The 9986-nt window shown below is 54.5% G+C and carries 8 protein-coding genes; 4 read left to right on the forward strand and 4 right to left on the reverse strand.

What is annotated here, in order from left to right; translation table 11 throughout:
• Positions 1 to 1095: CocE/NonD family hydrolase (locus tag H6F43_RS21385; RefSeq protein WP_190345189.1), on the forward strand; the 1095-nt coding region annotated here is incomplete at its 5' end.
• Here H6F43_RS21385 and H6F43_RS21390 read toward each other — a convergent pair.
• Positions 1078 to 2367 carry a lipid-A-disaccharide synthase gene (locus tag H6F43_RS21390; protein ID WP_190345190.1) on the reverse strand — a complete coding sequence of 430 codons (1290 nt, stop codon included), beginning with the start codon at positions 2365 to 2367 and terminating at the stop codon, positions 1078 to 1080. The two genes, H6F43_RS21385 and H6F43_RS21390, sit on opposite strands and share 18 nt — an antisense overlap.
• Before the next feature lie 29 nt (positions 2368 to 2396).
• Between H6F43_RS21390 and H6F43_RS21395 the strand changes: the two genes are divergently transcribed.
• Positions 2397 to 2903 carry a GNAT family N-acetyltransferase gene (locus H6F43_RS21395; RefSeq protein WP_190345191.1) on the forward strand — a complete coding sequence of 169 codons (507 nt, stop codon included), beginning with the start codon at positions 2397 to 2399 and terminating at the stop codon, positions 2901 to 2903.
• A gap of 334 nt (positions 2904 to 3237) precedes the next feature.
• The gene (locus H6F43_RS21400) at positions 3238 to 4245 is read left to right on the forward strand and encodes an adenosine deaminase (RefSeq protein WP_190345192.1); all 1008 of its coding nucleotides are present in this window, start codon (positions 3238 to 3240) and stop codon (positions 4243 to 4245) included.
• Positions 4246 to 4284: 39 nt separating this feature from the next.
• On the opposite strand, the gene ilvB is transcribed toward H6F43_RS21400, so the two are convergent.
• The 3 genes from ilvB to H6F43_RS21415 form a co-directional block, all read right to left on the reverse strand.
• Positions 4285 to 6120, reverse strand: a complete 1836-nt coding sequence (ilvB, locus tag H6F43_RS21405) for a biosynthetic-type acetolactate synthase large subunit (RefSeq protein WP_190345193.1) — start codon at positions 6118 to 6120, stop codon at positions 4285 to 4287.
• 220 nt (positions 6121 to 6340) lie between these two features.
• The gene (locus H6F43_RS21410) at positions 6341 to 7582 is read right to left on the reverse strand and encodes an MFS transporter (RefSeq protein WP_190345194.1); all 1242 of its coding nucleotides are present in this window, start codon (positions 7580 to 7582) and stop codon (positions 6341 to 6343) included.
• Between the two features lie 156 nt (positions 7583 to 7738).
• Positions 7739 to 8299 carry a hypothetical protein gene (locus H6F43_RS21415; protein WP_190345195.1) on the reverse strand — a complete coding sequence of 187 codons (561 nt, stop codon included), beginning with the start codon at positions 8297 to 8299 and terminating at the stop codon, positions 7739 to 7741.
• 273 nt (positions 8300 to 8572) lie between these two features.
• Between H6F43_RS21415 and H6F43_RS21420 the strand changes: the two genes are divergently transcribed.
• Positions 8573 to 9733 carry a ferrochelatase gene (locus H6F43_RS21420; protein WP_190345196.1) on the forward strand — a complete coding sequence of 387 codons (1161 nt, stop codon included), beginning with the start codon at positions 8573 to 8575 and terminating at the stop codon, positions 9731 to 9733.
• Positions 9734 to 9986: the final 253 nt, after the last annotated feature.

Genomic DNA, 9986 nt, shown 5'->3' on the forward strand with positions numbered 1-9986 from the left:
AATCTACCGCTTGAAGACGCCATTCCAACTCGATCGCGCCTGCTGCAAACCCTCGCGCCAGAGTCCTTCTACCACGAGTGGCTAGATCATCCCAACCCTGGCGACTATTGGGACGCTCTGTCTCCCCAAACATATTTGCAGGACGTGGACCTGCCGATGCTGCATATTGGGGGCTGGTACGACACCTATCTGCGCGGCACGCTGCATCTATATGAGGCAATGGCAGATCGAAGCGCCTACCGCCAGCAGCTTCTCGTGGGTCCCTGGGCACACCTACCGTGGGGTCGCAAAGTGGGTGCTCTGGACTTTGGACCCGACGCGGCGAGTCCGTGCGATCGTCTGCAAATCCGCTGGTTCGACCAGTTTCTCAAGAACCTGAACACGGGCATCCTGAACGAGTCGCCCGTGCAGCTCTTTGAGATGGGGTCAAACCACTGGCGCAGCGTCGATCGCTGGACGCTTGCCACCCCCACTCCCGTTTACCTCGCCAGCTCTGGACTCGCTAGCATGAGCGATCGCGAAGGCACCCTAATCTCCTCACCCCCTGATTCCCTCGCTGCCGATCCCTTGGTCCACGACCCGTGGCGACCTGTCCCTTCCCTGGGTGGTCACGCTTCAATCCCCACGGGTCCCCACGATCGTGCTAGCCTCGACTGCCGCACCGACGTTCTCACTTACACCACCGATCCGCTGAACGAGGACCTGCATCTGGCTGGAGAGGCGGTTGCGGTTCTTTTCTGCGCGGCGGATGCCCCCAGCTTCGATGTCTGTGCCGTTCTTTCAAATGTTTACCCCAACGGCAGCGTCTACAATTTGGCGCAGGGCTATGTGCGAATTGAGTCTGCTCGGACGGATGTTCAGGTAACGCTACAAGCAACCTGCGCGTGTATTCGACGCGGGCACGCGCTCCGTCTCAGCCTCAGCGCCGCGTGTTTTCCTGCATATCCGGTGAATGCGGGCAGCGGTGCGCCTCCCGGAGAAACGCGCCTGATCGATCAGCAAATCATCACCGTTACGGTGTTTAGCGGCGGCGATCGTTCGTCCTATCTGCGGTTGCCTGTAGTCGTTGGTGAATCGCTAGATGGCATGATATGAGGCTACCTCAGCTAGCTCCTCCCACACCAGTTGCACGAGTTTTTCTGACGCACCCGGCTCGCCACGCACCGATCGTAGCCGCGCTCTCATCGCCTGTAGCTTGTCTGGGTGGCTGAGGTAGTCCAAGGCGATCGCGGCGACTTCGGCTGGCTGCAACTCGCCCACCAGTTCAGGAACGATCTCGGATTGCGCCCAGATGTTGGGCCACGCTAATCGTCCAGCACGTTTTAGCGCCAGTTTACTCAGGGTTTTGGCGATCGTGCCTCCAACGCCCGGCAGCTTTGCCAGCAGTCCGGGTAAGCCGTCCCACGCTCGCATCAACTCCATCTGCTGCGTCGGCAGCAGCACCAGCATCGGCACCGCCAGCGATCCTAGTTCTGCGGTGTTTGCTCCTACAGTAGTCAGGCAGAGGTCGCACTGAGCCAGTCGATCGTAGGCGGGAAACTCCGTCCACAGGTTTATTTGCAGACCCGATGGCAGCTTCAAGTAGGGTGAGCCGTCGGTCGTGACTAGCTCCGCGGCTCCCCAGCCAAATCGCGCGATCGAGGGGTTGTGGTTTGGATTGGCATAGGTAGCGAGTTCAGTCAGGGTCAGCGTCGGCGCGACGGCAAGCCCAAAGCGTGCAGTTGGATTCGCGCGATAAATACAATCCGCGATCGCCAAACAGAGCGGCACACCCGGAAGGAGTTTCAGAGGTTTGGAGCCGGGGAGAAGTCCGATTAAGGTTGAGTTTGAACGTTGGAATGCTGAATCATGGGTTGGGTCATCCGTGTCTGTTGAACCTGCCTCTGCCATTAAGTCTCCTACAACGGTAAACTTGTGGGCGAGTGGCTGGGAAACCTCAGCCGCAATGCTAGACTGCATGATGCCGAAGCGATCGATCCAGCGGTGCCAGCGGGCTTCCCATTCGGCGTAAACAACCGTGCGGTAGCCTAAGCGCTTGCCGATGATAACGGGAAAAAATTGGTCGCCGCCCAGAAACAGCACGACGCCACGACGATGCCAGTCCCACTGCTCTGCGGTTTTTCCCCACAGCAAAAACGGAAAAAAATGCTCAGCCCCCTGAACGCGATCGACCTCTGGATAACGACGCGCGATCGCGGCTTCTTGACCGCTAGCGTTGGCGCAGGGAGACAGCACCACGGAGATTCTGACGCGAGTGCGGTCTTCGCCAAATCGCTGACGCAGCGATCGTACAACGGGCTTTACCCACGTTGTCACTTCCCCCGGTCCATTCGACAGGATTACAATATCAGCGGCTTCATTCACCACGTCTTTCCTCCCCAACTCCAGCCTTGTCCATGACGGTCCCTTCTTCCCAATTTACGCTGCGCTCGGCAACTCCTGATGATACAGAGGCGCTGTTTACCCTGATTCAAGCATTGGCAGAGTACGAAAAGCTGTCTCATGCGGTGATAGGCAGCGCCAATGCGTTGAAAGAGCATTTGTTTGGCAACCGTCCTTATGTCGAAGCGATCGTGGCAGAAGTTGCTGATCAAGCCGTAGGATTCGCATTATTTTTCTACAACTATTCGACGTTTCTGACCAAGCCTGGAATCTATCTGGAAGATTTGTTTGTGCTGCCGGAGTATCGCAGATTGGGAATTGGCAAAGCGCTGCTGAGCGCGCTGGCACAGCGGGCGCTGACAGAAGGCTGTGGGCGATTAGAGTGGAGCGTGCTGGACTGGAACGCTCCAGCGATCGCCTTCTATGAACGCATGGGCGCGACGATACTGCCCGATTGGCGAATTTGTCGGGTTACAGAAACGGCGTTAGAGCACTTGGCGAGTCGAACGTCTGTTGATTGATGACGCGCTCATAACTTAGCTGCGTTGAAGCGTAGATTATGCTTCAGCAGAGTATCAATGAACCATATCGCACCACACAGTTTGCGATCGATCGTCAAGGTAAGCTTTAGATGAGTCAAGCCGACCAAAACAGCATCGTAGCGAATCGTATGACGGTAGCTATTGAAATGCTGAAAGAAGGGATTGCAACAATCTACGCAGACAATCTACTCAAATAATTCGCGTTGGGAAGAACGATCTCTCATAGAAGCTGTGGCGTCTGACCCAAGAGCATCTGAACGAGATCACCCAAAGCCGCGATCGCAAAGACTCAACCAACCATTGAGAACGATCAATGAAATCATTCATTCACAACATTCCTAAAGCCGAACTCCACCTGCATATTGAAGGTTCGCTGGAACCCGAAATGATGTTTGAGTTAGCAGAGCGAAATCAGGTTGAACTGCCGTATCGATCGGTTGATGAAATTCGAGCAGCCTATCAATTTGAGAATCTACAATCGTTTTTGGACGTGTATTACGTGGGATCAAGCGTGCTGCAAACCGAGCAGGATTTCTATGATCTGACCTGGGCGTACTTACAGCGCGCTGCCGCACAGCAGGTCCGCCATACAGAAATCTTTTTCGACCCGCAGAGCCATACCGATCGAGGCATTCCGTTTGAAACGGTTTATAGCGGAATTTACCGGGCACTGCAAGCAGGCACCGAGCTTGGAGTCTCTGCCTACCCAATTTTGTGCTTCTTGCGCCATCTAAGTGCTGAATCGGCAATGGAAACGCTAGAGCAGGCGCTTCCCTACAAAGACACTATCCGGGCAGTGGGGTTAGATTCGTCCGAGCTTGGGCATCCCCCGTCGAAGTTCCGGCAGGTGTTTGACAAAGCGCGGGAAGCTGGATTTCTCACCGTTGCTCATGCGGGTGAAGAAGGTCCACCCGAGTACATTTGGGAAGCGATTCAGTTGCTAGGCGTGTCGCGGATCGATCACGGCGTGCGCTGTATCGAAGACCCCAAATTAGTGGACTATTTGATCGAGCACCAGATTCCATTAACCGTCTGTCCACTGTCTAACATCAAGCTCTGCGTATTTGATGCAATGACCAATCACAACTTGAAGCAACTGTTGGATTTGGGCTTGTGCATTACGGTCAACTCAGACGATCCGGCGTATTTTGGCGGCTATGTGGGCGAGAATTTTCAGGAAATTCAGTCGTCCCTGCATCTAAGCAACCGGGACATTTATCAATTAGCCAAGAATTCGTTTACGGCAACTCTACTCAGCGACGAGGAGAAACGATCGCTCATCCTTGAACTGGACGAATTCATGGCTCATACAGCCGTCTAAAAAATAGGGCAGGCGCACCGCCTGCCCTATCAGAATCAACTACAGCTTAGTGCCACAGTCTGGGCAGAACTTGTTCGTAGCGACGTTCTTTGCACCACAGTCGCTACAGTAGACCAACTCCACAGCTTTCTCCAGCAGCTTGCGCTGTGGCAGACCCACCATCTGAGCATTGCTCTTGCCGGGTGGCACCATTGGGTAGCAGTTCTCGTTCCGCTTCACCTGCGCATCTAACAGCACCGGACCGTTGTGCGCGAGCATTTCGGCGACCGCGCCCTTCAGGTCTTCGGGCGATCGAATCACCATGCCTTTGATGCCAAAGGCATCTGCCAGCTTGACGAAATCGGGCATGCTCGGCAGCATATTCGACGACGAGTAGCGCTCCTCGTAGAACGCTTCTTGCCACTGCCGCACCATCCCTTGCCAGCCGTTATTGATGATTACCGTCTTGACGTTGATGCCATACTGCGCCAGCGTTCCCAACTCTTGCAGATTCATCTGAAAGCTAGCGTCACCGCTAATGCAGATGACTTCTTCATCGGGATACGCCACCTTCGCGCCCATTGCCGCAGGCATTCCAAAGCCCATCGTCCCCAAGCCAGCGCTAGAGATCCAGCGGCGTGGACCGTTTTTGAGGAACTGTGCCGACCACATTTGATGCTGACCTACATCCGTCGTGTAAAAGGCGTTTGGAGCCTGAAGGCTCAATTCCACGATCACTTCTTGCGGCGACAGCATATCCGGATAGCGGGGAACTTCCAGCGGATAATCATCTTGCCAGCGAGCAATCCGATTCAGCCACGCCTGATTTCGCTGCGGATCGCGCACGTCGCCCTCTTCGGTGCTGCGGTGCAGCAAGTCGAGCAGCACATTGCGGACATCGCCCACGATCGGCACCTCCGGTGCCCGATTTTTGCCCACCTCAGCGGGGTCAATATCAATGTGAATCACCTTAGCGCGATTCGCGAACTCATCCAGCTTACCCGTGACGCGATCGTCAAACCGTGCTCCCACGGCAATCAGCAAATCGCACTCCGTCACAGCAAAGTTCGCGTAAGCGGTTCCATGCATTCCTAGCATACCGACTGCCAGGGGATGATGCTCATCGAACGCACCAATCCCCATCAGAGTCGTTGTTACAGGCAGGTTAAACCGCTCTGCTAGCTCCTTAATCTCAGCGTGGGCACCTGCTGCAATCGCGCCCCCACCAACATAGAGCAACGGTTGCTTCGACTGCCGAATCAGCCGCAGCGCTTGAGAAACCTGACGCGGATTGCCCTTCACCGTCGGGCGGTACCCCGGCAGGCGCACGTCTCCCGAGTCCACAGGCAAATAGTCGAACACTTCCTGCGCCACGTCTTTAGGCACATCAATCAGCACAGGTCCAGGGCGTCCAGACGCGGCGATATGAAACGCTTCTGCTACGATCCGCGCCATATCTCTTGGATCGCGAACCACGTAAGAGTGCTTGACGATCGGCAAGGTGATTCCAAAAATGTCAGTTTCCTGAAACGCATCACTGCCGATCGAGCCTCGGGGAACCTGACCCGTCACAACCACCATTGGGATCGAGTCCATATGGGCAGTGGCAATGCCCGTGACCAAGTTCGTAGCACCGGGACCAGACGTAGCGAAGCAGACACCTACTTGTCCAGTTGCACGGGCGTAGCCATCTGCGGCGTGAGCGGCTCCCTGCTCGTGCCGTGCCAGAATATGCCGAATGCCGCCTTCGGCTTCTGCCCGGTAGAGTTCATCGTAAATTGGCAGAATTGCTCCACCTGGATACCCGAAAATGTGCTTAACTCCGTGACGGCGTAGACTGTCAATCAGTGCATAACCACCAGTCACCCGTTTTACAGCCACACGTTGCAGTTGCACTTGGGAAACCTCACCAAACTCGAAAGAATTTTGTATCGAATGCTGCATTAGGCGCAAGACCTTTAGTCTAGAACCGTTTGCGCTTGCTGTCGATAGACGTTACATTGAGCAAGCGGAAGACTGAAATGCTGAATTGGTAACGTTTTCAGCCTGGTTTTGCCCAGTTCAGGTGTCAACGATCGCTGACATCATGACTTTTTATCGTATCAATAAGGCGACGTCACAAAGCGTCTTGTAGCACGCGGCGCGTATTCTGCCATGCCCAGACGCCCACAGTAATCACAATTGCGCTCATGCCAACCAGCACTGCGCGCAGTCCAACCGTATCGGTTAGCGGACCCGCGATCGCTAGCGGCAGACTCAAGGCAATATTGACCACGTTGTTCTGGAAGCCAAAGACTTTACCACGCATCGCTTCTGGCGTTTGCTGCTGAATCAGCGTTTGCATCGGCACCCCGACAAAGGACGCCCCAATTCCCAACAGCACGCTCAGCCCCAGCCCAACCCGCAGGTCGTGAACGAAGGTAAACACGCCTAAGCAGATTGCCATAACGAGGAAGCCCAGCAGCGGTAAGGGTTTGTGGCGAAAGCGATCGCCCCAGTGCCCCAAGACACCCGCGCCGAATACCATGCCAACACCTGATGCCGCCAGCAAAGAGCCAAATTTCGTCCGCTCTAAGCCAATTTCTTTCACCAGCGGGGGCGCTAGCACCATCAGCGCTGCAAACACTGAGTACAACAGCGTCAACTGCACCATCGCGCTGCTGATTAGCCGATTTTTTCTCAAGTACGCCAGTCCTGCCTTAAAGTCGCTCCAAGGATGAGCGGGCACTAACTGGGGATCGGCACCGGTCCGATGCAGCGGCAGCGTGTATAGCACCAGGGCTGCCGAGACGTACAGCCCACCCACAAGTACTTCCTGCCCAAACTCGCCCCACGATCGTGAAAAGGTCAACAGCGGTTCTCCGATCGCAAAGCCAACGATCAGCGATCCCATCATGGTGGTCGTAAACAGCGCATTTGCAGATAGTAAGCCCTGTTTGGGTACCAGCAGTGGAATTGCGGCTTGTTCAGCAGGCGCAAAAAACTGCGTCAGCAAGGATTCCACAAAGGCCAGTGCCAGCAGCACCGAAAACTCTTTGGGAAGCACTAACACCACAAATATCAGTAGCCCCCGCAGCAGATTGCAGCCTGCCAATATCTGCTTCTTGTCAAAGCGGTCTACAAAAATTCCGGCGGCACTACCAAACAGAATGGCAGGCAATGTATTGGCAATCAGTACCATTGATTGGGCTGAGTTTTCCCAGTTGGGCGGAACGTTGTAGCTGTCAAGCAGCACAATCAACAGAACCAAAAACACCTTATCGGCGACTTGGGAAAGGACTTGCCCAGTCCAGAGCGCCAAGAAAGGTTTATTTTTGAACAGAGCAGCGAAACCGCTGTCGGAGCGGGCTGGAGCCATAGAGCTGTGTCGCTTAAAAAACCGTTTAGAGATCAGCGGAGATTTCTCCCTTCCAGTGTGCGGGTTAATCGGGTAAACGCGCTAGTCGCGTTGATACAGCACAAGGCCGATCGCAGCGACGCATCATTTTAGCGTTCCCTGATCGGTCGGGATCATCTACTCGCTTAATTCAACGCTAACGCTTGCATTTCCGGCATATCGCTTCAGCAGAGCAGTTAGAAAACTGGCTGCGGTTGTACGGGATCGCCTGTGGGGCTGCTCTGCTGACAGCCACCAACCCACTGCAGTATCTGGCGATCGCCACAGCTCCAGATGCTCCACTGGCGGGTCAGCATAAAAACTGTCTCCACCGCTACCTAAAAGCGCTGAACTCCCATGCGTAAATTCATCGTGGCTGAGGCGATGAATGGGAAAGTCACCCCACAGTGGCACGCCCCAACCGTCGATCGCAAACACTGCTCCGACCTGCCCACCCTGCTGCTTCCATCGCCACCCGGCTGAAATCGCGCCGACAACACCTGCACTAAAACCAATCCAGATCAGTGGCTCTCTTGTAGAAATTGCAGCCTCGTGAAGAACCTCTAAAATATGCGCGCCCGAGTAGGGAGGACAGCGCTGCGTTGGAACGACGATCGCCTCAATGGACGGGGTTAGCGCTGCCAGAAACGCTTCCGTCAGTTCTGGCGCATGAAAACCGGGGCAAATGATCAAGCGCATGGCTCACCGAAAGCGAATGAGTTGTTTAAGCAAGCGTGTATCTTTATTGAACGGCAACCGGATGCAACACTTCTATCTTCAGATGGGGGATTTTCGGAATGCTTGCTGCAACGATCGCAGTCGATCATCACGAATGTTGTGCGCCGTCCTATCCCCCTGGAGGGGATGTTACGCTAGAGATTGGCAAGTATTTCGTCCAGTCAGTGGACTTTCATACAGCAGACTGGAATGAGTTAAGCGATTTTTAGATATTACAGAGACGAGGAATTGACTGTGGTCGCTACCCCCCAAAAAGTCCAGCAATCATCAGAGGCATCTGCATCTCAGGATCGCGTTGCCGTTTTGCTCATGGGCTACGGCGAAGTCGAGAGCTACGAAGACTTCGCCAACTACAACGAGCAAGCGCTCAATCTGCTGACAGCGAAGTTTGCTCCTGTTCCAACGTGGGTTTACCCACCGCTAGCGAAGCTGTTAGCGGTCTTTGATCTGCACGAGTGGAGTCACCAGCACGACCAGTTCATCTCGCCCCACAATGCAATTTTTGAGCAGCAGCGAGCAGGAATCGAGCAGGAGTTGCAGAAGCAGTGGGGCGATCGTGTCAAGGTCTTCAAAGCCTTCAACTTTTGCGCTCCGTTTCTGCCAGAGCAAGTGTTAACCGAAATCAAATCGCAGGGCTTTGATAAGCTGCTGATCTACCCGCTGCTGGTCGTCGATTCGATTTTCACTAGCGGCATCGCTGTCGAGCAAGTGAACAACGCGCTGACGAAGCTGGCGGATGGACCCAACCACTGGCTCAAGGGAACGCGCTACATTCCCTCGTTTTACAATGAGCCTGCCTATATTGACTTAATGGCGCGGCTGGTTGAAGAAAAAATTCAAGCCGATTTGGCGGTTGCACATCTGCCGTCTCAAACGGGCATCGTGCTGATGAACCACGGCTGTCCACACAAGGCAAAGGGCTTTACGTCCGGCATTACCGAAAGCCAACTGCTGTACGATCGCGTCCGCGAAAAGCTGATCCATCGATACCCGCTCATCTCTGTGGGCTGGCTAAACCACCAAACGCCACTGATTGAATGGACGCAGCCGAACGCAGATTTAGCCGCGCGCAATCTGATGGATTTGGGCGCAACGGCGATCGTGTTCATGCCGATTGGCTTTGCCACCGAGAACCACGAAACGCTGCTGGACGTGGATCACATTATTCACAGCCTGCATCATAAGCGCCCAGATGTGACCTTTGTGCGGATGGAATGCGTCAACGACCAACCGGAGTTTCTCCAGATGGCAGCAGAGTGGGCACATCCCCAAATCGAGGCGCTGCTGTCCGAGCAGGCGATCGCGGCTCCCAGCCTTGCCCCTCGTTCTCAGCATCAGCATCACCATCACGACGACCATTCCCACAGCCACGAGCATGGGCACCACCATCATTAACTTCTAATGTAGAAGCCTGATTTAGAAAGTAGATGCTGCCCGGAGCATGTCACTTTTGAAGTTCTCACTGTTCCCCTTCTCCCACATTAGGAGAAGGGAAACAGTGAGAACTTGATCGTGCTCTCCAAGTCTTTCTTCTAACTGGAGTTTAGACTAAGGGGAAATAAGCCCAGTCTGTATTGCAGTGCTGAGCAAGGTTAGAGGAACTAGGTGCTAAACGTTCAGGCAAACGTTTGAGCTTGATTTTTGCGTT

This window comes from Leptolyngbya sp. FACHB-36 (assembly GCF_014695955.1).
In the GTDB taxonomy this organism is placed as follows: domain Bacteria; phylum Cyanobacteriota; class Cyanobacteriia; order Leptolyngbyales; family Leptolyngbyaceae; genus FACHB-36.

Excerpts from the sequence above, each read along its gene's own strand:
- H6F43_RS21395 (WP_190345191.1), top strand. The coding sequence starts at position 2,397 with ATGACGGTCCCTTCTTCCCAATTTACGCTGCGCTCGGCAACTCCTGAT.
- H6F43_RS21400 (WP_190345192.1), top strand. The coding sequence starts at position 3,238 with ATGAAATCATTCATTCACAACATTCCTAAAGCCGAACTCCACCTGCAT.
- H6F43_RS21410 (WP_190345194.1), bottom strand. The coding sequence starts at position 7,582 with ATGGCTCCAGCCCGCTCCGACAGCGGTTTCGCTGCTCTGTTCAAAAAT.
- H6F43_RS21415 (WP_190345195.1), bottom strand. The coding sequence starts at position 8,299 with ATGCGCTTGATCATTTGCCCCGGTTTTCATGCGCCAGAACTGACGGAA.